This window comes from Skermania piniformis, assembly GCF_019285775.1.
Taxonomy (GTDB): Bacteria; Actinomycetota; Actinomycetes; order Mycobacteriales; family Mycobacteriaceae; genus Skermania; species Skermania pinensis.
This window is the reverse complement of the sequence record NZ_CP079105.1, coordinates 375,714-397,291: the sequence shown is the minus strand read 5'-3', so window position 1 is coordinate 397,291 and position 21,578 is coordinate 375,714. Positions and strand designations below refer to the sequence as shown.

The 21,578-nt window shown below is 67.4% G+C and carries 23 protein-coding genes and 1 tRNA gene; 10 read left to right on the top strand and 14 right to left on the bottom strand.

Annotated features, from left to right (window positions below; genetic code table 11):
- Nucleotides 1-6: 6 nt before the first annotated feature.
- Nucleotides 7-681: a Crp/Fnr family transcriptional regulator gene (locus KV203_RS01755; RefSeq protein ID WP_066466949.1), complete on the top strand. Its 675-nt coding sequence runs from the start codon at nucleotides 7-9 to the stop codon at nucleotides 679-681.
- A 22-nt stretch (nucleotides 682-703) separates the two neighbouring features.
- On the opposite strand, the gene KV203_RS01750 is transcribed toward KV203_RS01755, so the two are convergent.
- The 3 genes from KV203_RS01750 to sp36 are packed head-to-tail and all read right to left on the bottom strand — an operon-like array spanning nucleotide 704 to nucleotide 2,209.
- Nucleotides 704-1,525: an MBL fold metallo-hydrolase gene (locus tag KV203_RS01750; RefSeq protein ID WP_066467212.1), complete on the bottom strand. Its 822-nt coding sequence runs from the start codon at nucleotides 1,523-1,525 to the stop codon at nucleotides 704-706.
- Between the two features lie 31 nt (nucleotides 1,526-1,556).
- A complete protein-coding gene (locus KV203_RS01745) occupies nucleotides 1,557-2,051 on the bottom strand; it encodes a RidA family protein (protein ID WP_373279188.1) in 495 nt (164 codons plus the stop codon).
- The gene (sp36, locus tag KV203_RS01740; protein WP_157079651.1) at nucleotides 2,048-2,209 is read right to left on the bottom strand and encodes a Sp36 family protein; all 162 of its coding nucleotides are present in this window, start codon (nucleotides 2,207-2,209) and stop codon (nucleotides 2,048-2,050) included. The genes KV203_RS01745 and sp36 overlap by 4 nt, the downstream gene beginning before the upstream one ends.
- A gap of 51 nt (nucleotides 2,210-2,260) precedes the next feature.
- Here sp36 and bagA point away from each other — a divergent pair, with 51 nt between their 5' ends.
- Both bagA and bagB read left to right on the top strand, forming a co-directional pair.
- Nucleotides 2,261-3,274 (top strand): ATPase BagA, encoded by a 1,014-nt coding sequence (bagA, locus tag KV203_RS01735; protein ID WP_066466950.1) that lies wholly within the window; start codon nucleotides 2,261-2,263, stop codon nucleotides 3,272-3,274.
- Complete coding sequence (gene bagB / locus KV203_RS01730; protein ID WP_066466951.1) at nucleotides 3,271-4,419, top strand: ArsA family ATPase; 1,149 nt, start codon at nucleotides 3,271-3,273, stop codon at nucleotides 4,417-4,419. The genes bagA and bagB overlap by 4 nt, the downstream gene beginning before the upstream one ends.
- A 113-nt stretch (nucleotides 4,420-4,532) precedes the next feature.
- On the opposite strand, the gene KV203_RS01725 is transcribed toward bagB, so the two are convergent.
- Nucleotides 4,533-4,859: a WhiB family transcriptional regulator gene (locus KV203_RS01725; protein ID WP_066466952.1), complete on the bottom strand. Its 327-nt coding sequence runs from the start codon at nucleotides 4,857-4,859 to the stop codon at nucleotides 4,533-4,535.
- 353 nt (nucleotides 4,860-5,212) lie between these two features.
- Between KV203_RS01725 and KV203_RS01720 the strand changes: the two genes are divergently transcribed.
- Nucleotides 5,213-7,534, top strand: a complete 2,322-nt coding sequence (locus KV203_RS01720; RefSeq protein ID WP_066467214.1) for a transglycosylase domain-containing protein — start codon at nucleotides 5,213-5,215, stop codon at nucleotides 7,532-7,534.
- Nucleotides 7,535-7,564: 30 nt separating this feature from the next.
- Here the strand turns inward: KV203_RS01720 and KV203_RS01715 are convergent, their stop codons facing one another.
- Entirely contained in the window at nucleotides 7,565-8,029 is a 465-nt protein-coding gene (locus KV203_RS01715) for a GatB/YqeY domain-containing protein (RefSeq protein WP_066466953.1), read from the bottom strand.
- 64 nt (nucleotides 8,030-8,093) lie between these two features.
- On the opposite strand from KV203_RS01715, the gene KV203_RS01710 reads away from it, so the two are divergent.
- The 3 genes from KV203_RS01710 (at nucleotide 8,094) to KV203_RS01700 (ending at nucleotide 10,371) form a co-directional block, all read left to right on the top strand.
- Nucleotides 8,094-9,059, top strand: a complete 966-nt coding sequence (locus KV203_RS01710; protein WP_066466954.1) for a metallophosphoesterase — start codon at nucleotides 8,094-8,096, stop codon at nucleotides 9,057-9,059.
- A gap of 126 nt (nucleotides 9,060-9,185) precedes the next feature.
- Nucleotides 9,186-9,259 (top strand) — tRNA-Pro (locus KV203_RS01705).
- A gap of 278 nt (nucleotides 9,260-9,537) precedes the next feature.
- Entirely contained in the window at nucleotides 9,538-10,371 is an 834-nt protein-coding gene (locus KV203_RS01700) for an SAM-dependent methyltransferase (RefSeq protein WP_066466955.1), read from the top strand.
- 101 nt (nucleotides 10,372-10,472) lie between these two features.
- Here KV203_RS01700 and KV203_RS01695 read toward each other — a convergent pair whose 3' ends face one another.
- Complete coding sequence (locus KV203_RS01695; protein ID WP_083529768.1) at nucleotides 10,473-11,021, bottom strand: NUDIX hydrolase; 549 nt, start codon at nucleotides 11,019-11,021, stop codon at nucleotides 10,473-10,475.
- Between the two features lie 5 nt (nucleotides 11,022-11,026).
- Nucleotides 11,027-11,695, bottom strand: coding sequence for a TetR/AcrR family transcriptional regulator (locus tag KV203_RS01690; RefSeq protein ID WP_066467216.1), 669 nt, complete (start codon nucleotides 11,693-11,695; stop codon nucleotides 11,027-11,029).
- A 230-nt stretch (nucleotides 11,696-11,925) separates the two neighbouring features.
- Between KV203_RS01690 and KV203_RS01685 the strand changes: the two genes are divergently transcribed.
- From KV203_RS01685 to KV203_RS01675, 3 genes are all read left to right on the top strand, one after another.
- Complete coding sequence (locus KV203_RS01685; protein WP_066466956.1) at nucleotides 11,926-12,714, top strand: SDR family NAD(P)-dependent oxidoreductase; 789 nt, start codon at nucleotides 11,926-11,928, stop codon at nucleotides 12,712-12,714.
- Between the two features lie 56 nt (nucleotides 12,715-12,770).
- A complete protein-coding gene (locus KV203_RS01680; protein ID WP_066466957.1) occupies nucleotides 12,771-13,898 on the top strand; it encodes a DUF5938 domain-containing protein in 1,128 nt (375 codons plus the stop codon).
- Nucleotides 13,899-13,988: 90 nt separating this feature from the next.
- On the top strand, nucleotides 13,989-15,458 hold the full coding sequence (locus KV203_RS01675; protein ID WP_066466958.1) for a class I adenylate-forming enzyme family protein: 1,470 nt from the start codon (nucleotides 13,989-13,991) through the stop codon (nucleotides 15,456-15,458).
- A gap of 16 nt (nucleotides 15,459-15,474) precedes the next feature.
- Here the strand turns inward: KV203_RS01675 and KV203_RS01670 are convergent, their stop codons facing one another.
- The 7 genes from KV203_RS01670 to KV203_RS01640 form a co-directional block, all read right to left on the bottom strand.
- Nucleotides 15,475-16,089 carry a TetR/AcrR family transcriptional regulator gene (locus KV203_RS01670; RefSeq protein WP_066466959.1) on the bottom strand — a complete coding sequence of 205 codons (615 nt, stop codon included), beginning with the start codon at nucleotides 16,087-16,089 and terminating at the stop codon, nucleotides 15,475-15,477.
- A 47-nt stretch (nucleotides 16,090-16,136) separates the two neighbouring features.
- Nucleotides 16,137-16,976 (bottom strand): hypothetical protein, encoded by an 840-nt coding sequence (locus KV203_RS01665; protein WP_066466960.1) that lies wholly within the window; start codon nucleotides 16,974-16,976, stop codon nucleotides 16,137-16,139.
- 114 nt (nucleotides 16,977-17,090) lie between these two features.
- Nucleotides 17,091-17,888 (bottom strand): hypothetical protein, encoded by a 798-nt coding sequence (locus KV203_RS01660; RefSeq protein WP_066466961.1) that lies wholly within the window; start codon nucleotides 17,886-17,888, stop codon nucleotides 17,091-17,093.
- 20 nt (nucleotides 17,889-17,908) lie between these two features.
- Nucleotides 17,909-18,946: an aspartate-semialdehyde dehydrogenase gene (locus KV203_RS01655; RefSeq protein ID WP_066466962.1), complete on the bottom strand. Its 1,038-nt coding sequence runs from the start codon at nucleotides 18,944-18,946 to the stop codon at nucleotides 17,909-17,911.
- Between the two features lie 4 nt (nucleotides 18,947-18,950).
- The gene (locus KV203_RS01650; protein ID WP_066466963.1) at nucleotides 18,951-20,216 is read right to left on the bottom strand and encodes an aspartate kinase; all 1,266 of its coding nucleotides are present in this window, start codon (nucleotides 20,214-20,216) and stop codon (nucleotides 18,951-18,953) included.
- Between the two features lie 82 nt (nucleotides 20,217-20,298).
- Nucleotides 20,299-20,673, bottom strand: a complete 375-nt coding sequence (locus KV203_RS01645) for a DUF8021 domain-containing protein (RefSeq protein WP_066466964.1) — start codon at nucleotides 20,671-20,673, stop codon at nucleotides 20,299-20,301.
- The gene (locus tag KV203_RS01640; protein ID WP_217995930.1) at nucleotides 20,670-21,449 is read right to left on the bottom strand and encodes an ion transporter; all 780 of its coding nucleotides are present in this window, start codon (nucleotides 21,447-21,449) and stop codon (nucleotides 20,670-20,672) included. Before KV203_RS01640 ends, KV203_RS01645 begins: the two co-directional genes overlap by 4 nt.
- Between the last annotated feature and the right edge of the window lie 129 nt (nucleotides 21,450-21,578).

Genomic DNA, 21,578 nt, shown 5'->3' with positions numbered 1-21,578 from the left:
CACCACGTGGACGAGGCTCTGGCCCGGGCCGGCATCTTCCAAGGCGTCGAACAGTCTGCGGTTGCGGCATTGACCAAGCAGTTGCTTCCGGTCGATTTTCCGCGCAGCCACGTCATCTTCAACGAAGGCGAGCCTGGCGACCGCCTCTACATCATCGAGTCGGGCAAGGTGAAACTCGGGCGCCGCTCCCCGGACGGGCGGGAGAACCTGCTCACCGTGATGGGACCGTCGGACATGTTCGGCGAGCTGTCCATCTTCGACCCGGGTCAACGCACCTCGACCGCTACCACCGTGACCGAGGTGCGCACGGTCACGATGGACCGAGAGGCCTTGACCTCCTGGATTACCGACCGCCCGGAAATCGCCGAGCAGTTGCTTCGCGTGCTTGCCCGCCGGCTCCGCCGCACCAACAACAGCCTGGCCGACCTGATCTTCACCGACGTTCCCGGCCGCGTCGCCAAGCAGCTGCTCCAACTGGCACAACGGTTCGGCACCCAGGAGGGTGGCGCATTGCGGGTCACCCACGACCTGACCCAGGAAGAGATCGCGCAGCTGGTCGGCGCGTCCCGCGAGACCGTGAACAAGGCACTCGCCGACTTCGCCCATCGCGGGTGGCTCCGCCTGGAGGGCAAGACGGTGCTGATTCTCGACTCGGAGCGGCTGGCCCGCCGCGCCCGATAGATCGCCGGCCACCGAACGTCGATCAGCGGCGCAGGTAGTCCAGCTGCGCTTTGACCGAACTGCGTGCCGCGGGCCACAGCTTCTTGTCGACGTCGGCGTAGACGTGCCGGACCACCTGCATCGGCTTCGCGTCCGGCCCGAGCGTGATCAGCGCGGCGCGGACTTGATCGAGCCGCTCCTCCCGGTGTGCCAGATAGGCTCGCGCGACGTCGGCGGTGTCCGGCTGGTCCGGCCCGTGTGCGGGCAACAATCGCCGGCCGACACCCAGATCGACCAGTCGGCGCAGCGAGTCGAGGTAGTCGGCGAGGGTTCCGTCTCTGCTGTCGATGACGGTGGTCCCGCGTCCGAGGATGGTGTCACCGGTGAGCACGGCATCGTCGAGCACGAAGCTCGCCGAATCAGCGGTATGCCCCGGCGTCCGCAGCACCCCGATCCGCAGCCCGGCGGCCTCGATCACCTCACCGTCGACCAGCGGTTCGACGTCGTGGCCGTCGAACTGCCCGTGCAGGAACTGGCCGGCAAACGCACGTGCCGGGCTTCCGGTCGCTTTGACGAACCGCTTCAGCCCGGCGGTGTGATCCGGATGCCGATGCGATATCAGGGTCAGGGCGACGGGCCCCTGTTCGGCCACGATCCGCAGATGCTCCCGGTCACGGGGACCGGGGTCCACGACCACGCACTCCCGAGTACCCGGAGCCCGCAAGATCCAGGTATTGGTGCCATCCAGCGTCATCCGGCCCGGATTACGTGCCAGCACCACCGCCGCGGTCGGCGTGACCGGACGTAGCTGCGCATAAGCCGGATGCGCCGGCGTCGCCGCATCCGCGGTATCTCTCGCCGTCATCATTCCAATCTAGAATTCCGATCCGGAAAAGCTAACGGACCTCGGCGATCAATTCGACCTCCACCGACGCGCCGAGCGGCAACTCCGCAACCCCGACCGCCGACCGGGCGTGCACCCCGGCCGGGCCGAAGACCGCACCGAGCAGATCGGAGGCACCGTTGATCACCGCAGGTTGGCCGGTGAACCCGGGCGCCGAAGCGACGAAACCGACCACCTTCACGATCCGCACCACGGCGTCGAGACCGACCAGCCCGTGCACCGCGGACAGCGCGTTGAGTGCGCACAGCCGCGCCCCCTCGGCCGCCGCCTCCGGGGTGACCTCTGCACCGACGGCGCCGGTCACGACCAGATCGCCGTCGGCGAGCGGCAGCTGCCCGGAGGTGTACACCAGCGCGCCCGCCCGCACTGCGGGCGTGTACGACGCGAGCGGTGTCGCCACCGGCGGCAAGGTCAGCCCGAGCCGATCGAGATTGGCTCGCCAGCCGGTCGCTCCGCGACCCTCGGTCATCGCCGTCTCACCGGTCATTTCGGCCGCTTCAGATAAGCCACGTGCTGCTCGCCGGTCGGCCCGGGCAGGACGGTCACCAGCTCCCAGCCGTCCGCGCCCCACTGGTCCAGGATCTGCTTGGTCGCGTGCGTGAGCAGCGGTACGGTCGCGTACTCCCAGACGATCGAATTGCTCATGTCGTGAGCGTATCCCGGGTGCAGCCGACGGTCGGGAGATAAGCTCGGCCCGTGTCCGCACCCCCGAACATCGAGACTGGCTGGCCAGATCGTGCACGCAAGGCCCGTCTTCATTTCGTGTCCGGCAAGGGCGGAACCGGCAAGTCCACGGTCGCCGCCGCCCTGGCGCTCGCGTTGGCCGCCGGCGGCCGGCGAGTGCTGCTGGTCGAGGTGGAGAATCGACAGTCGATCGCCCAGTTGTTCGATCGACCGCCGTTGCCGTACACCGAGACGAAGATCGCGACCGCCGACGGTGGCGGCGAGGTGATGGCGCTGGTCCTGGACGTCGAGACGGCCTTCCTCGAGTATCTCGACATGTTCTACAGCCTCGGCTTCGCCGGCCGAGCGATGCGCCGGATGGGTGCAGTCGAGTTCGTCACGACGCTCGCCCCCGGCCTGAAGGACATCATCCTGACCGGCAAGATCAAGGAATGCGTGATCCGGGTCGACAAGTCCGGCTCGCAGGTCTACGACGAAGTCGTCGTCGACGCTCCCCCGACCGGGCGGATCGCCAACTTCCTGGACGTCACCAAGGCGATCATGGAGGTGGCCAAAGGCGGTCCGGTTGCCGGCCAGGCCGAGGGCGTGGCCCAGCTGCTGCATTCGGACGACACGATGGTCCATCTGGTGACCCTGCTGGAGGCATTGCCCGTACAGGAGACATCGGACGCGGTAGCCGAGCTGACCAAGCTCGACGTGCGGGTCGGCACGGTGATCGTCAACCGGACCGGCTCCAGCTCGCTACCGCCGGCCGCGCAGGCTGCGGCCGCTCGGGGGGAGATCGATACCGATGCCCTGAGCGCCGGTCTGGCGCAAGCCGGTGTCGAGCTCTCCGACCAGGACTTCGCCGGCCTGGTGACCGAGGTGGCCGAGCTGTCGGCGACGCTGCAGGCGCAGCAAGCCAGCGCGGCCGAGCTGGAGAAGGTGAACGTGCCGCGGATCTCGTTGCCGATGCTGACCGACGGGGTGGATCTGGGCGGGCTCTACGAGCTCGCCGCGATCCTGCGCGAGGAGGGTGTGAAGTGACCGCAGCGAGCGGCGGACCGGTACCACTGGATATCACCGCGATCCTGGACGACCCGACCGCCCGGGTGATCGTCTGTTGCGGCTCCGGCGGCGTCGGCAAGACCACGACCGCAGCGGCACTCGCACTGCGCGCCGCCGAACGTGGCCGCCGGGTTGTCGTGCTCACCATCGACCCGGCGAAGCGGCTGGCCCAGGCATTGGGCGTGGCCGAACTGGACAACACACCGCAACGAGTCGATGTGGCCGGGCTCGAGCTGCAGGGCGAGCTGTTCGCCATGATGCTCAACATGCGTCGCACCTTCGACGACATGGTGCTCGAACACACGACGCCGGAGAAGGCCGAGCAGGTCTTCGCCAACCCCTTCTACCAAACCGTCGCGTCCCAGTTCGGCGGCACCCAGGAATACATGGCGATGGAGAAGCTGGGCCAGCTCGCCGCCACCGGCGAGTGGGATCTGATCGTCGTGGACACCCCGCCGTCGCGCAACGCACTGGACTTTCTCGACGCACCGGAACGACTGGGCAAGCTACTCGACGGCCGGATGCTCCGGCTGATCATGGCGCCCGGCCGTGGTGTCGGCCGGCTGGTCACCGGCGCCGTGGGCCTGGCCATGCGCGGCGTGTCGACGATTGTCGGCGGACAGATGCTCAAGGACGCTTCGGCATTCCTGCAGTCCTTGGAGTCGATGTTCGGCGGCTTCCGCGAGCGGGCCAACCGGACCTACGAGCTGCTTTCCCAGCGCGACACCCGGTTCCTCGTAGTCGCGGCCGCCGAGCCGGATGCATTACGCGAAGCGTCGTTCTTCGTCGACCGGCTGTCCACCGAGAGCATGCCGTTGGCCGGGTTGGTGCTCAACCGCACCCACCCGACCCTGTGCACGCTGACCCCGGATCACGCGCTGACCGCGGCAGCTCAGCTCGACAAGGCGGTGCCCGGCACACCCGAGACCGAGCTGGCCGCGGCGGCGCTTCGGGTGCATGCCCAGCGCGCCGCTACCGACCGGCGGGAACGGCACCTGCTGCAGCGGTTCACCCGCGCTCATCCTCGGGTTCCGGTGATCGGCGTACCGGCGCTCCCATTCGAGGTCTCCGACCTGGCCGCGTTGCAGGCCGTGGGCGACCAGCTGACCCGACTCGGCGCCTGACGCAGCGAAGGCGCGGATCGCTCCGCGCCTTCGCTGTCAACGCCTGCGGGTCCGACGTCGGCGATCTGCCGCGCTCGACTCTCCGCTGAACTTCCTGATGCCGAACCTCCTGATCAATTCAGCGGCTGCTGTTGCCGTTGGGTGGCGAAGAATGCCGCCCACGACTCCACCTCCGGATGTTGCTTGAGCAACGCACGCCGCTGCCGCTCCGTCATGCCGCCCCAGACGCCGAACTCGACCCGGTTGTCCAGCGCATCGGCGCCGCACTGCATGAGAACCGGACAATGCCGACAGATGGTTGCGGCCTTGCGCTGCGCGGCGCCGCGGACGAACAGCTGGTCAGGATCTACTTCGCGACACCGTGCCTTCGAGACCCAGGCAATCCGGGCTTCTGCTTGCTCGACGTCCAATCGGGTGGTGGGAGCGGTGGTCGTAAACATTCGGTCAGGCCCCTTTGCAGTTCCACACGCCGACGAATCGGCGTTCAAAGAACGCGACAGGTGTGCGGCCGTGTCCCCGGGCCAATTGCCGCCTCGTCGCGTTCCTAGGTGTGTGTTAGCTCAATCACACTGGGAACATAATCTAGGTAACCGGAACCACCCGGCGCAAGACTCCGGGACGGATTTTTTGGTACGGGCGTCCCTAGTGTTATCTACCAGCAACCTAACCGGCGGTTCGCGCGGCATCGATCCGGCAAGTGATCGATGCGGATGCGGAGGGCCACCGACCCGCCCGGCGCGAACGGCCTGTCGGACCCGACACGTACGCTGTCCCCGTGTCGGTTGGAAACACCATCGCTAAATTGGCCGGTAGTTGCCTCGTCGCCGGGATGCTCCTGGCCGGTTTGCTGTTCCCGGTCGCGGGCGGATTCGGCTACCTGTCCAATCGAGCCGCCGACGCGGTGGACAACGTCTCGGCCGAGCTCGTGGAGGGAACGGTACCGGCTGTATCCACGATGGTGGACATATCCGGGAAACCGATCGCCTGGCTCTACGAACAACGCCGGTTCGAGGTACCGAGCGACAAGATCTCCAACGACATGAAGCTGGCGATCGTCTCGATCGAGGACAAGCGGTTCAGCGAGCACCAGGGCGTCGACTGGCAAGGCACGCTGCGCGCACTGGTCACGAACTCGTCCAGCGGCGAAGTACAGCAGGGCGGCTCGACGATCGATCAGCAGTACGTCAAGAACTATCAACTGCTGGTGGTCGCGAAGACCGACGCGGAGCGACGTGCCGCCGTGGAGGCGACCCCGGCCCGCAAGATCCGCGAGATCCGGATGGCGCTGACGCTGGACAAGAAGCTGACCAAGGACGAGATCCTGACCCGGTACCTGAACCTGGTGCCGTTCGGCAACTCGTCGTACGGCATCCAGGACGCGGCGCAGACCTACTTCGGCGTCGATGCAGCAAACCTCGACGTTCCGCAGTCCGCGATGCTCGCCGGCATGGTCCAGTCCAGTTCCAAGCTGAATCCGTACACCAATCCGGCCGGGGTGACCGAACGACGCAACACCGTACTGGACACCCTGATCCAGAACGTCCCCCAGCGAGCGAACGAGTTCCGGGCGGCGAAGGAGCAGCCGCTCGGCGTGCTGCCCGAGCCCAAGGGGGTGCCGCGCGGATGCATCGCGGCCGGCGACCGCGGCTTCTTCTGCGACTACGCGTTGCAGTACCTGGCCGACTCCGGGATCAGTCGGGAACAGGTGGACCGGGGCGGATACCTGATCAAGACCACTCTGGACCCGGAAGTCCAGTCCTCTACCAAGGACTCGGTGAACGGCAACGCCAACCCCGGTCTGCAGGACATCGCCGAGGTGATGAACGTGGTCAGTCCCGGGCAAGACCAGCACCGCGTCCTGGCCATGGCGAGTAGCCGAACCTACGGACTGAACGGCGACGCCCACGAGACGGTCCAACCGCAGCCCTACTCCATGGTCGGTGACGGCGCCGGGTCGGTCTTCAAGATCTTCACGACGGCTGCGGCGATGGAGAAAGGCCTCGGCATCAACGCCACCCTCGACGTGCCGGTGCGGTTCGAGGCGAAGGGCATGGGTAACGGCGGCGCCAAGAATTGTCCCCCGGCCACCTACTGCGTCGAGAATGCCGCCAAATACCCGTCGCCGATGTCGGTGACCCAAGCCCTGGCGACCTCACCGAACACGGCTTTCGTCAAACTCATCCAGTCGGTCGGGGTGACGCCGACCGTCGACATGGCCGTTCGACTCGGCTTGCGGTCCTACGCGGTGCGCGGAACCTCCGGACACGGCGATCAGAGCTTGGCCGACATGATCAAGGAACAGAACCTGGGCTCGTTCACCCTGGGGCCCACCCCGGTCAACCCGCTGGAGTTGTCCAACGTGGCGGCGACACTGGCCTCCGGCGGCCGGTGGTGCCCGCCGACACCGATCGACTCGATCATCGACCGCGAGGGCAAGTCGGTGCCGCTGACCCAGCAAGCATGCGAACAGGTGGTCGAGCCGGGTCTGGCGAATACCCTGGCCAACGCGCTCAGCCAGGACGACGTGGGCGCCGGCACCTCGACCGCAGCCGCCGGCGCGACGGGCTGGTCCGGACCGGTGTCCGCGAAGACCGGCACCACCGAGACCCATCGCTCGTCGGCGTTCCTGGCCTTCACCAATTCGCTGGCCGGCGCTTCCGTGGTCTACGGCGATACTCCGACCCCCGGCGAGATCTGCTCGTTTCCGCTGCGCAACTGTGGCGACGGCAATCTGTACGGGGGCAACGAACCCGCCCGGACCTGGTACACCGCCATCCGATCGGTGCTCGGCAACTATCCACCGCTGAGCTTGCCGCCCACCGATCCGAAGTACGTGCGCGGATCGACCGAGGCGCAGGTGCCCGAGGTGACCGGGATGACCCAGGGCGCGGCTACCGCAACGCTGGCGGCTGGGGGCTTCCAGGTGAACCCGGTGACCCAGCCGGGTGAACAGAACCGCGGCACGGTGACCGGATCTGCCCCCTCGGGCTCTGCCATCCCCGGCTCGACCGTGACCATCTTCGTCAGCGACGGGAGCCTCAAGCCGAAACCGTCGGCCGGTGCCCGACCGAGTCCGAGTTCCACGCCGGCGTCGCCCTCCCGGGCACCGCGCTGATCGTCGAAGAACCGGCGAACGAGCCGGAACTCAGAGACGCGTCTTGACCGCCGCTGCCAGTCGTGCGCCGTCTGCGCGGCCCGCGGCCAAACCTGTCGCGACCCGCATCACCTGACCCATCTGCCGGACCGTGGGCACGGCGCCGAGTTCGGCGGTGATCTGCGCGACAGCAGCGTCGGCGACCGCTCCGAGTTCGTCGTCGGACAATTTCGCCGGCAGGTACTCGTCGATGATCTCGGCCTCGTCCCGTTCCTTGGCGGCGAGCTCGGCCCGGCCGGCGTCGGCGAAAACCTTCGCCGCCTCGGCCCGCTTCTTGGCTTCTTTGGCAAGTACCTCGACAACCTGAACGTCCGCGAGCTCCTGCGCCCGGTCACCGGCAACCTCCGCATTGGTGATCCCGGCCAGCAACATTCGCAACGTTTGCGTCCGTACCGTGTCCTTGGCCTTCATCGCGGCGGTGAGGTCGGATCGCAATCGAGCCTTCAGTTCGGCCATGCCGACCAACGTTACGCCGCAGCGCGGGTGGGACTGCTCCGGTCGAGGCGCCTACTCTGTACAGATGTCCGAGATATCGCTGTCGACGCTGCGCCGCACCGCCACCGGATTGACCGGAGCGGCCGCACTGGGAATCGGCTACGTCTCCGTCGTCGAACGCAACGCATACACGCTCCGCGAAGCCACCCTCCCGGTACTCGAACCGGGCGCCGCCAGCCTGCGTGTGCTGCACATCAGCGATCTGCACATGACCCCATGGCAACGGGTCAAACAGCAGTGGGTGCGCGAGCTCGACCGGCTCGAGCCGGACTTGGTGGTGAACACCGGGGATAATCTCTCGCACCCACGGGCTGTGCCGTCCGTCGTCCAGGCCCTCGGTGGCCTGCTCGCCCGACCCGGCCTGTTCGTGTTCGGTAGCAACGACTACTTCGGGCCGGTACCGAAGAATCCGGCCCGATACCTGATCAACAACCATCGCCGGACACCGACCGGTGAGCCGTTGCCGTGGCGGGATATGCGAGCTGCGTTCACCGAGCGGGGCTGGTTGGACATGACCCACGTGCGGCGCGAGCTCGACGTCGCCGGAGTCCACATCGCCGTCGCCGGAGTGGACGACCCACACATCGATCGCGACCGGTACGACACGGTCGCGGGTGCGCCGAATCCGGGTGCCGGCTTGCGCCTGGGCCTGACCCATTCGCCGGAACCACGGGTACTCGATCGATTTGCCGCGGACGGCTACGACCTGGTGCTGGCCGGGCATACCCACGGTGGCCAGGTCTGTCTACCGGTCTACGGCGCCCTGGTGACCAACTGCGGGCTGGACCGTTCCCGGGCCAAAGGGGCGTCTCGCTGGGGCGAGCGCATGCGATTGCACGTCTCGGCCGGGATCGGGACGTCGCCGTGGGCGCCGTACCGGCTGTTCTGCCGACCGGAAGCCAGCCTGCTCACCCTGGTCGCGCGGCCCGCTCCCGGCGACCAGTCCGACAGTGGCCGGGGAGTGACCGACACCGCGGCAGCCACCCGCTGATCCGTCACCGACGGGCTCGTCCGCGATCCGGCATGCCGGTGATACCGGTGTTCTCGCCGGGGATACGGCGTTCTTGCAGGCGATTCAGCGTTCGTCGGCGAGTGCGGTAAGCTACCGGAGTCGACACGGGGTGTGGCGCAGCTTGGTAGCGCGCTTCGTTCGGGACGAAGAGGTCGTGGGTTCAAATCCCGCCACCCCGACTCGTGGTTGAGACGACGAAAATGCTCCTGGCCCGCACTGCGGGTCGGGAGCATTTTCGTTTCGGTCGGGCTCGATCGTCCGCAAGATCCAGGAACAACCCCGTTATCTTGGCGATTTCCCGGCTTCTTTCGGTAAAAAGCCGATGAATCGAGTTTCAGAACTACATATTCCGAACCGACTTCATCAGTGCCCCGGCAGACGTGGCACACTCAGGGACGCTCCGCAGCCACCCATGCTGCGCCGCCTACGGCACCTTCCCACAAACAAAGGAACTGCAGTGTCCTCCACCAGCGATGACCGCAGCCGACCGCGAACCGAAATCGACACGACCGTCCCGCACGAGGCTCGGGTATACAACTACTGGCTCGGCGGCAAAGACAACTACGAGGCCGATCGCGTCTTCGGTGACACAGTGGCACAACATATTCCGACGATCAAGGCGATGGCTCAAGCGAACCGGGCGTTTCTCGGTCGCGCCGTTCGGTACTTGGTCGCCGAAGCCGGAGTAACTCAGTTCCTCGACATCGGTACCGGCATCCCGTCCGCGGACAACACCCATGAGGTGGCACAGCAGATCGACCCGAGCAGCCGAATCGTCTACGTGGACAAAGATCCGCTGGTCCTGGCGCACGCCCGGGCATTGATGAGCAGCACCCCGGAAGGCGCGACCACCTACATCCAGGCCGACCTCCACGAGCCCCGCTCGATTCTCGAGCATCCCGCAGTCGCCGAAACCCTGGATCTGGATCGACCGGTCGCGATCATGCTGGTTGCCATCATGATGTACTTCCACGACAGCGACCGCCCGGCCGAAGCGATCCAGACCCTGCTGGACGCCGTACCGTCCGGCAGCTTCCTGACGATCACCCACCCCACCGGCGACTTCGCGCCGGCAGCGATGGCTCGGGCGGTGACCGCCATCGAAGCCGGCGGGGTGCGCTTCCAGGCCCGCAGTCGGGCCGAGTTCGAAACCCTGTTCAACGGGCTCCCCACCGTTGAGCCGGGCCTCGTACCGGTCGCCGCCTGGCGCCTCGACCTGGCCGACGGGCCGAGCTTGGTGAACAATCCCGAAGAGGTCTGGTACTGGTCGGGGGTAGCCCGTAAACCCTGACCCGCACCGGTAGAGTCGAGGTAAGACGCGGCGGGTAGACCGGTTCGGCACCCATCCGCCGGATCGGCGTCAGGCCGGAGCCGTGGATCGGAAGGACGACCTCAGTGGAGACCGCGATCGTCTGGTTGCTCGCCACGCTCGTCTATTGGTGGAACCTGTTCTGACCGATCGGCGGCCGCGGTCGGAACACCGTCGACCAGCGTGCTCAGCGCGGCCAGCATCGGCACTTGCCCTCGCACCAGCTTGTCGGCCGCGGTGTCGAGGTCGAACCAATCAGCTCGGTCCACTTCGGGGAACTCGCGGATCTGTCCGGAGCGAGGTGGCCATTCCATCTGGAAGGTGTTGCCGGCCAACGTCATCGCGTCGAAATCCGCACACAACGCATACGCCGTCACCCGCTTCCCACCGGCCTGCCGGAACGTCCCGAGTTCGATCAGTTCGCCGTCCGGCGGCGGCGCGCCGGTCTCCTCGGTGAACTCCCGCACGGCCGCGGCCCGCGGTTCTTCGTCGGCGGCCAGCAGCCCTTTCGGAATCGTCCAGGCTCGCTCGTCCTTGCCGGCCCACAGCGGCCCGCCGATGTGGGCGAGAAAAACCCGAACCCGGTCGGCGTCCTGCCGGTACAGCAGGATGCCCGCGCTGTGCAGTACCACCGAGGTCAGGCGATCAGCCGCGGGAGCAACTCGAATGCCTGCTCCCGCAACCGATGCGGCGCGTCGGCCGTACCGTGCGAGTACCGCACCAGGGCCTGGACGAACAACCCGTCGAGCGCGGCGTACGCGGTCCGCGCATCGACGGTCGGCATGCTGTGCGAGAGCTCGGCATACCGCTCGACCACCCGCCAGATCATCTGCTCGAGGTTGGTGTCGATCGCTTGCACGTCGGGGGCGAAGACCTGCTCGAACATGCTCTGGGAACGCAGGTCGTACCAAAGCCGGTGCATCTCGTTGTCGTCGACCAACGTCTGCGCCAGCCGTTCGGCGAAACCGCTCCGCAGCGCACCGGCCTCGGAAGCACCGGCGACCAGATCGTCGTAGCGGGCGACGCACTCGGTCTTGTACAGCCGGACACAATGCGAGATCAGGTCGACCTTGTCGATGAAGTAGTAGTGCAGGACCCCGTGGCTGTACTCCGAGTTGGCCGCAATCTCGCGCAAGCTGGTCCGGGCGTAACCCAGCTCGGCCAGCGTCCGCAACGTGGCTCGGGCGAGCTCGTCCCGCCGCCCGGCGATCTTGTCCGCACGCCGCTTCGCGGCATTGCCGGCCGGGCTTTCGCGAGACGCCGCCGGGCTTTCGCGAGACGCCGCAGCATCCGAGGCAGACGGCACGTCCGGCGCAGTCCGGTTGTTGGCCACTGTTCCGACTCCCTCCGGCCTACGCACACTCGGCCCCGACAGCCGCACGCCGATGATCGCCCAACAATACCTGGGCAAACGGCCTGGTCAGGCATGAAGTTTTTTTGTGTCAGTTGCCAAGATTTCTCTTTACATGTGTCACGGGTCACGTAATGTGTCTGTCACACCGTTTGGTCACCACCATCTCCGAAGGGCGGGCCGCCATGAGCGTCTTCGATCTGACCGGTCGCAAAGCACTGGTCACCGGCGGGGCTCGAGGACTCGGCGAGGGGATGGCCAAGGCCCTGATCGCCGCCGGCGCGAACGTGGTCATCGGCGACGTCGAGGACGAGCTGGGCGGCGCCACGGCAACGACGCTGGGCGCCGGATTCGTCCACCTCGACGTCACCGACGACGCGAACTGGGAGTCGGCGGTCGCCGCTACTGTCGATCAGCTCGGCGGCCTGGACCTCGTGGTCAACAACGCCGGAGTCGAGATCACGAGCCTGCTGACCGAGGTCACAGCCGAGCAGATCGACACCATGCTCGCCGTCAACGTCAAGGGCACCACCCTCGGTATCAAGCACGGTCTGCTGGCGATGCGCCCGAACGGGATCGCCGGGGCCGGTGGGGCCATCGTCAACGTCGCATCGGTCGCTGCGACCATCGCTTTCCCCGGCATCGCGGTGTACTCGGCGACCAAGTCCGCGGTCGATCGACTCACCCGAGTCGCTGCGATGGAATCGGGCCGGCTCGGCTACGGCGTGCGGGTCAACTGCATCTATCCCGGATTGGTGCCGACCGCGATGGGCGTCGGGCTGGCCAACGATGTCGCCGCGATCGGCCTGTTCGGCTCGCCCGAGGAAGCGGTCGGCTCGGTCGTCGAGCTGACCCCGGCCGGCCGGCTCGGTGAAGTCGCCGACATGGCCGACGCGGTCGTCTTCCTCGCCTCCGACGCGGCCCGATTCATCACCGGCGCCGGCCTCCCGGTCGACGGCGGCATGGGTATGTGATCCGCGGTTCCGGCCCGACTCACTCGAACACGTTCCCGAGCACCTGGAGGCAGCCCATGAGCACCAAGCCCGTCGTCGTGTACGGCGCATCCGGCTACACCGGCCGGCTCGTCTGTGAGTACCTGCGCGAATACAACGTGCCGTTCGTCGCGGCCGGGCGCAGCAAGGACCGGCTCGACGAATCGATGCGTACCAACGTGGCCGGCATCGAAACTGCCGACTACGAGGTCACCGAGGTGGCCGGCGACGTCGACGCGCTGACCGACCTGTTCACCGGCGCTCAGGTGGTGCTGAACACGGTGGGTCCGTTCAGCAAGTACGGACCCGCGGTGGTGGAAGCTGCCCTCGCAGCCGGTGTGCACTACACCGACACCACCGGCGAGCAGGACTGGCTGATCACCTGCGACGAGCAGTACGGCGCGAAGTTTGCCGAGCGGGGTCTGCTGCTCTCGCCCGGCATCGCGCAGATGTACACCACCGGCGAGATCGCCGCCCAGATCGCCCTGGAGAATCCCGGTTTGGACACCCTGGACATCGCCGTGTTCTGGGGTGGCAGCCCGACCATCGCCTCGACCCAGACCATTCTGGTCAACGCTGCCACGTCGAGCGCGCACTACCTGCAGCAGAACCAGTACGTCGAGTTCGATCCGAATCAGGGCTTGGTGCCTCTGGTCGTGCCCGGCCAGCACGAGTTGGCGCTGTCCCTACCGTGGGGCGGCACCTCGCATCCGGTCTGGTTCAAGCGAGATCCCCGGGTGGCCAACTGCAAGGCGCAGGGCGGCGTGTTCAACGCGGCGCTGATGCACGGGGTGCCGCAGATCGTGGCCGGCGCCTTGGCCGCCACCAAGGACATGTCCCCCGAGGACCGCGATGCCGCGCTGACCGAAACCGCCGCCCAGGTGATGAACGTGATGCCGCCCCGGGAGAATCCGCGGATCAACAAGTCGCTCGACTCGGTCCACGCCTCCGGGCCGTTGGGCCGCGCACATGTGGTGATCCACGGCAACAGCAACTACAAGCAAACCGGTCTGTTGCAGGCGTTCGCTGCGTATTCATTGCTCCAGCAGCCGCCGAAACGGGCCGGCTTCGTCTCGGGCTGCCAGGCATTCGGACATCGCGAGCTGCTGAGCGTGCTGCGCGAGTTCGGCCTGGTGGCCAAGCCGGTGGTCACGCTCAGCGACTGACCCGACCACCGGCCAGGTCGGTCCTGCCCGTGCGATCGTCCCCCGCGGGCAGGACCGGCATCCATTCCCTCGCACGAAGGAGCCGCCACCGTGATCGTGCCATCTCTGCCGTTCACTCGGGCTGCCGCCCGACCGGATGCGCCGGCACTACGCGACGATCGGCTCGAGCTGGACAATGCCGGGTTCGCGGCTGCGGTGGCGGCGGCCGCCGTGCGGCTGCAGGCGGCTGGAGTCGGGCGCGGTGACGTGGTCGGTCTGCTGTTGCCGAACCGAGCCGAACTGATCGTCGGACTGTTCGCCGCGTGGCGGCTGGGTGCCGCGGTGACCCCGATCAACCCGGTACTCACGCCGGTCGAGGTCGAGCACCAGGTCCGCGACGCCGACGTCGACGTCCTGATCACCGTCGACGGGACCGCGCCGATCGACGGCGTCCGCCCGATCGCCGCGGACGATCTCGGTATCGGTGCGCCGGCACCGGCGGACCCGCCGCCGGCCGCCGAGCTCGGCCCCGACGACCTCGCGCTGCTGATCTACACCGCCGGGACGACCGGTAAGCCGAAGGGCGTGATGATCAGTCACGGCAACATCGACGCGATGACGGCGTCGTTCATCGAGCACCTCGATTTCGGGCCGGACGAGCACAGCCTGCTGATCCTGCCGCTGTTCCACGCGAACGGGGTGGTGCTCGGCACGCTCACCCCGCTCCGGGCCGGTGGCCAGGCCACCATAGTGGGCCGGTTCAAGGCCGACGCGCTGTTCCCGGCGGTCGAGAAGTATCGACCGACCTATTTCTCCGCGGTGCCGGCGATCTACGCGATGCTCAGCGCGCTGCCGGACGACGTCGAACCGGACACCAGCTCGTTGCGTCTGGTCGTCTGCGGTGCCGCGCCCATGCCGGCCGAGCTGATCGCGAAGTTCGAGAACCGGTACGGCGTCGTGTTGGTCGAGGGCTACGGCCTGTCCGAGACCACCACTGCGTCCACGATCAACCCCGTTGCCGGACCACGTAAGCCGGGCACGGTCGGACGGGTGCTGCCCGGGCAGCAGATCCGAATCGCCGATTCGGACGGCAACGACGTCCCGGCGGGCGCCACCGGCGAAGTCCTGATCGCCGGGCCGGTGGTGATGCAGGGCTATCTCAACCGGCCGGAAGACACCGCGAAGACCCTGGTCGACGGCTGGTTGCGGACCGGGGACGTCGGCCGGTTCGACGAGGACGGGTACCTCGTCCTGGTCGACCGGGTCAAGGACATGATCATCCGGGGCGGGGAGAACATCTATCCCAAGGAGATCGAAGCCGCCCTCTACGAGAATCCGGACGTCTTCGAGGCTGCGGTGGTGGCTCGACCGCATCCGGTACTCGGCGAGGTGCCGATCGCCTACGTCTCGCTCAACCCGAACGCAACGACGAACACCGCTTCGCTCCTCGCGGAACTGCCGGAAAAACTCAGCCGGTACAAGATCCCGGTGGAAGTCATTCTGCTGGAAGAGATTCCGAAGAACCCGGTCGGCAAGATCGACAAGCCGACGCTCCGGAGACGGCCGGAAACCGCCGGCTGATCCCCGTTCGGCGGCCTCAGCCGGCGCCGGTCCGGTCGGCATAGACGGCGAACGTGTGCTCGACGCACCGTGCAACGAACCGCGCGTCGATCGCCTTGTCGGTCACGAACAGCCGGAAATACAGCGGCGCGCACAAGGTCTCGATCACGTCGTGGGGCTCGCTGCCGCGCCGCAGTTCGCCACGGTCGATCCCCCGCCGGATCACCGGCGCGATCCGGTCGAGCCGGTCGTTCCAGAACGTGCGTCGGGCGGCCGCGATGTCCGGGTCGGCGAACAAGGCGATCGTCGTTCCCAGAAAGCGCTCCATGCCCGGCTGGGTGACCAGATCTCGAGTCTGCTCGAGCAACTGCACCAGGTCGCCGCGCAGGGTACCGGTATCCGGCGGCGGGTTTCCGCGGCCGGCGAGTTCGGTCACCGCATCGGCGACCACGGCGGTTCGGTGACCCCAACGCCGATAGATGGTCGTCTCGGCGACCCCGGCTCGGGCGGCGATATCTTTGATGCTCAGGTTGGCGACGCCATGCTCCATCGCCTGGGACAGAGCCGCCGCCAGCACCGCCTGGCGGATTCGCTCCGATCTGCCGCCGGGACGGCTACCGACCGACTCGGCACCGGCACGGTTGGGATCCACGTTTTCGTTCTACCCGACCGGCCCGTTCGCATCCGGACCGGTAGCGGCTAGCCATCGAGGTAAGCGGTGATCCAGTTGCCGAACTCGGTGGCCAGATGCCAACTGTGCTCGACGATGTTCAGCTCGGGCACAGCGATGGGAAACGCGACCCGCAGCCGGGCACCGAATCCACCGCCGGGCAGGTCGCGGAACTGATGCCGGACGCCGCCGATCAGCTCGCCGGTCGCGAGCGCCGCGGTCGCGGCGATCGTCACCGGATACGCCGGATCGCCGGGGATCGGCACCCGCGCCAGGTCGGTGTAATCGCAGAAGAATCGGCTGGGCAGCACCGCCCCGCCGGTTGTCTCGATCACCTCTTGGCGCCCGTCGGCGCCGGTGACGATCACATAGTGATCAGGGCACGCGTCGGTCCAGATGTCGCGGGCGTCGGCGATCCGGGCTCGGTCGAACCAGTCGGCGAAACCTGCCGCGGTACCGCGAGCACTGTCGATCACCGCTTCGGCGATCGCCCAGCTACCTGAGGATGACGCAACGGCCGCTCTGGTGACGTTCTCCGAGGCGACGATCTCCGGTGCCAGCAACTCGCGCATCCGATCGACCCCGATCGCCGCCCGGGCTCGTGCCAGCGCCGCGCGACCGCCGGGAAGATCTGCCACCGGCAGCGCCCGGTGGGTGAGCAGGGAATCCAGCTCGCCACCGAGCACGCCCCCGAAGTCGCGGGCCAGCCGAGCCGCGGCGACCGGAACCCGCCGCCGCTCCCACTCCGCGACCGCGGCCTGATCGACCGGAATCCCGCGGATCGTCGAACGCAGACCGGCATGCACCGCCTCGGGCGACGGCGTGGCGGACGCGACGCTGCGGCCCGCGAGCGACGACAGGGCCGGCACGCCGAATACGCCGACGGCACCCGTAACAAACGTTCTTCTCGACAGCATCAGGGCGCCTCCGGAACCGTTAATCGCAAAAAATACTTGCGTTAAGGGAGCCTACGGTGATTCGGATCACCTGGTCGACGAACCGGCAACCGGATGCTCATTCGGCGGTGCTCCTTCGGCGGCGGGCACGCTCGGGCTACCACCGATGAGATCGTCCCAGTGCGTGCGGACCGGTGCCCACCGCCGGTCGAAGTCGGTGGCTCGGCGCCGGGCTCGATCGATCTTGTCCGGCGAGTAGAACCACCGCGCCCACGGCGAGGTGGGACGCGCCATGCGGACCGCGGCCGCCCAAGTGAGCGGACCGAGGAAGATACCGAGCAACGCGGTGGGATATTTGCCCTTCAACGCCGTGATCGCGACCAGCACCAGGTGCAGGGCGAGCAGGAGCAGCACACCGCCGCGCACTGCCCGGGCGGTGTCGTCGAGATCCGATACTCCCAGTGGCGACACCCCGGATGCAGCGAGACCGATGCACGCCGCGGTCAGCGTCACGATGTTGACCGAGAGCTGCCCTTCCTGCGTCCAATACACGTCCTGCAGATGCAGGATCATGGCGAACTCGTCGAGCACCAGCGACGCACCGACCCCGACCAGCACCGCGGCCAGATAGTTGCCGACCGATCGACCGTCCGCGCCTACTGCCAGAAAACCCCCGGTGACCAGCAGGATCACCCCCGGAGTCGAGTGATGCAGGTGCACCCCGTCGGCCTTGACGTTATGGAACGGCCCGCGTCCGGCCCGGATGAGCCGGGTGATCGAACGGGTCGTCAAGAAGGTCACCACGAACGCCACGAAGGCCAGCAACAGCGGGCCTTTGTGGCCGTGCACGACTTCGGAGTCCCACCACTGCCCAGCCCAGCTCATGGCAGCAGCCTACGAGTCGTTCATCCCCGATCGCGCACCAGTACTTCGGCGATCTGGATGGTGTTCAACGCGGCACCCTTGCGCAGGTTGTCGCCGGAGACGAAGAGCGCCAGCCCGCGCCCGTCGGGAACACCCGGATCCTGCCGGATCCGGCCGACCAGCGACTCGTCGATCCCGGCGGCTGCCAACGGGGTGGGCACATCGACCAACCGGACACCAGCTGCCGTGCCGAGGATCTCGGTGGCGCGGGCGACCGACAACGGCTCGGCGAACTCGGCATTGATCGACAACGAGTGCCCGGTGAAGACCGGCACCCGGACGCAGGTCCCGCTCACCGCCAGCGCCGGAATGCCGAGAATCTTGCGACTCTCATGACGCAGTTTCTGGTCCTCGTCGGTTTCCCCACTGCCGTCGTCGACCAGCGAGCCGGCCAACGGCAACACGTTGAACGCGATCGGCGCGCGGTAGATGTGCGGCGCCGGGAAATCGACCGCCGATCCATCGTGCACCAGTTGTTCGGCGTCGCCGATCACCGCGCGGGCCTGACCGGCCAGCTCCGCCACCCCGGCCAACCCACTGCCGGACACCGCCTGGTAGGACGACACGATCAGCCGCTGCAGCCCGGCCGCATCGTGCAGCGGCTTGAGCACCGGCATCGCGGCCATCGTCGTGCAGTTCGGATTGGCGATGATCCCCTTGACCGGGTCGCGGGTCTGTTCCGGGTTCACCTCGGCGACCACCAGCGGAACGTCCGGGTCCTTGCGCCAGGCCGACGAGTTGTCGATCACGGTCACCCCGGCGGCCGCGAAGCGCGGGGCCTGCACCCGCGACATCGTCGCGCCCGCCGAGAACAGCGCGATGTCGAGCCCCGCCGGATCGGCGGTCGCGGCGTCCTCGACCAGGATCTCCTCGCCGCGGAACGGCAACTTCCGCCCCGCCGAGCGAGCCGATGCGAAGAACCGCACGTCGTCGGCCGGGAACGATCGCTCCACCAGCAGCGCCCGCATCACGGCGCCGACCTGCCCGGTCGCGCCGACGACGCCTACCCTTACGCCCATCTCGTTACCGCCCGGTTCCCGCGTGGACGACCGCGACCTCGTCGCCGCCCAGATCGAATGCCTTGTGCAACGCGCGGACCGCGTCGTCCAGCTCGGTGTCCTTACACAACACCGAGATCCGGATCTCCGACGTCGAGATCAGCTCGATGTTCACCCCGGCCTGCGCCAACGCTTCACAGAACGTCGCGGTGACCCCGGGGTGGCTGCGCATTCCGGCGCCGACCAGCGAAACCTTGCCGATGTGGTCGTCGTAGAGCACGGCGGAGAAACCGATCTCCTCCTGCAGCGAGCTGAGCTTGGCCACCGCGCGGGGGCCGTCGTCCTTGGGCAGGGTGAAGGTGATGTCGGTCTTGCCGGTGTCGACCTTGGAGATGTTCTGCAACACCATGTCGATGTTGATCTCGGCGTCGGCGACCGCCCGGAACACCTTCGCTGCGTACCCGGGCGCGTCGTCCAGGCCGACCACCGTCACCTTGGCCTCGCTGCGATCGTGAGCGACCCCGGTGAGGATGGCGTCTTCCATCGCGATGTCCTCCATGCTTCCGTATACGTAGGTGCCACGCTTGTCGGTATAGGACGACCGCACGTGGATCGGGATGTTGTAGCGCCGCGCGTACTCGACGCAGCGCAGCATGAGGACCTTCGCGCCGCAGGCGGCCAGCTCCAGCATCTCCTCGAACGACACCTGATCGAGCCGTTGCGCGTCCGAAACGATCCGCGGGTCGGCGGTGAACACCCCGTCGACGTCGGTGTAGATCTCGCAGACGTCGGCCTCCAACGCCGCGGCCAACGCGACCGCGGTGGTGTCCGAACCACCGCGGCCCAGGGTGGTGATGTCCTTGGTGTCCTGCGAGACCCCCTGGAAGCCGGCGACCAGGACGATCTGCCCCTCGTCCAGTGCGTTGCGCAACCGGCCCGGTGTGACGTCGATGATCTTCGCCTTACCGTGCGCTCCGGTGGTGATCACCCCGGCCTGCGACCCGGTGAACGATCGCGCTTCGGCGCCGAGCGAATGGATCGCCATCGCGACGAGCGCGTTCGAGATCCGCTCCCCCGCGGTGAGCAGCATGTCCATCTCCCGCGCGGGCGGCGCGGGCGCCACCTGCTCGGCCAGATCGAGCAACTCGTCGGTGGTATCGCCCATGGCCGAAACCACCACCACGACATCGTGTCCTTGCTTGCGCGTCTCGACGATGCGTTCCGCAACGCGCCGGATGCGATCGGCCGACGCGACCGACGAGCCGCCGAACTTCTGCACGACCAGAGCCACCGGAAATGCCCTTTCGATTCCGCGGTTACCAGCAGGAAGCCTACCGACCACCGTCCCGACGCCCCCGCCAGCGTACCGAGGGCTACTCGGAAGTAGGATGCGCGCCCCGGGGCAACCGGATCCAGGCGTCGATCCGGTGGATCACCGGCACCGCGGCCGGGATCAGGAAGTCCTCGTCGACCCGGACCGTCGCCAGCCGCCGCCCGAAAAGCCCCGCATCCAGGCGATACGTGGTGCGTACCAGGTCGCCGTCGACAGTCGCCGCCAGGTCGTAGATGCGTCGGATCACCCGGTACTGCGGGCCGCGGGAGAGGCTGCGCCGTAGGTGGGCGCCGGAGCGTCCGGTCTTGATCCCCATCTCGTACCGAACCGCACCCGGCGCGAACGCCACGCCGGCACCGTCGTGCGATACCAACGCATCCAGGTAACCGCGGGCGACCTCGAGCTGACCGGTCATATGTCCTTCTTTCCGAGCCCGTCCGGGCGTTCGTCCTCGTATCGGCCGCGCACCGCCAGCCGGATCTGATCGACGTTTTCCCGCAGCAGATCCGCCACCAGTTCGTCGGTTCGAGGATCGGCGAGCACGCGCTGCAGGATGCGGAAGACGGTGTCGGCGACCAATCGGATGATGTCGTCGTGGAACGGCAGGTACCGCAGTCGCCCGGCGGTCGGATCCTCGCGGATCTTGTCGAGGATCATCTCGTCCATCTCGCGATGGTTCTCCTGCAGGGCGGCGGCGATGTTCTTGGTGTAGTGGCCACCTTGGAGCACATCGCCGACCTCGTCCAGGATCGCGATGGTGATCGGCCGCTTGATCACCTCGACGACGGTGCCGACGAACCGGCGGAGCAACATCGCGGTGATCCGTTCGCCGAACGCGCGATCCGCCGCTCGACCGAGCCGGGCCAGAACCACGACGATGCGGAGCAAGCGCAGCGTCCGAAACTCCGGCCCGGGGAACACGATCATGGGCACCATGCCCACCAGCTCGTACCAGTTGAACAGCGGAAACGTCCAGCGCCACGCTTCCTGACGCCACCGCCAGAGAAACTCCAGCGCAAAGATCGCGCAGATCGCGAGATCGATCCAGAGCACCGTCCGATAGGTCCGGTCGGACACCTCGACCAGGCTGACCCACAACACGAGCGCGACCGACACGATCGCGAGTGTCAGCATCGTCCAGTCCGTCCACCGGCTGGGCGGCTTACGCGGGTACCGGGCCACGATTGTCACCTCCCGAAACTAACTCCCGGACCCGCACCCGGGGGCAAACATTCGTGCACCGACCGCGTGTAGACTTTCCAAACATGCAGCGGGCGCTCCGTCTCGGTCGCCGTGGCGGGCTCTGACTTCAGACCGGCT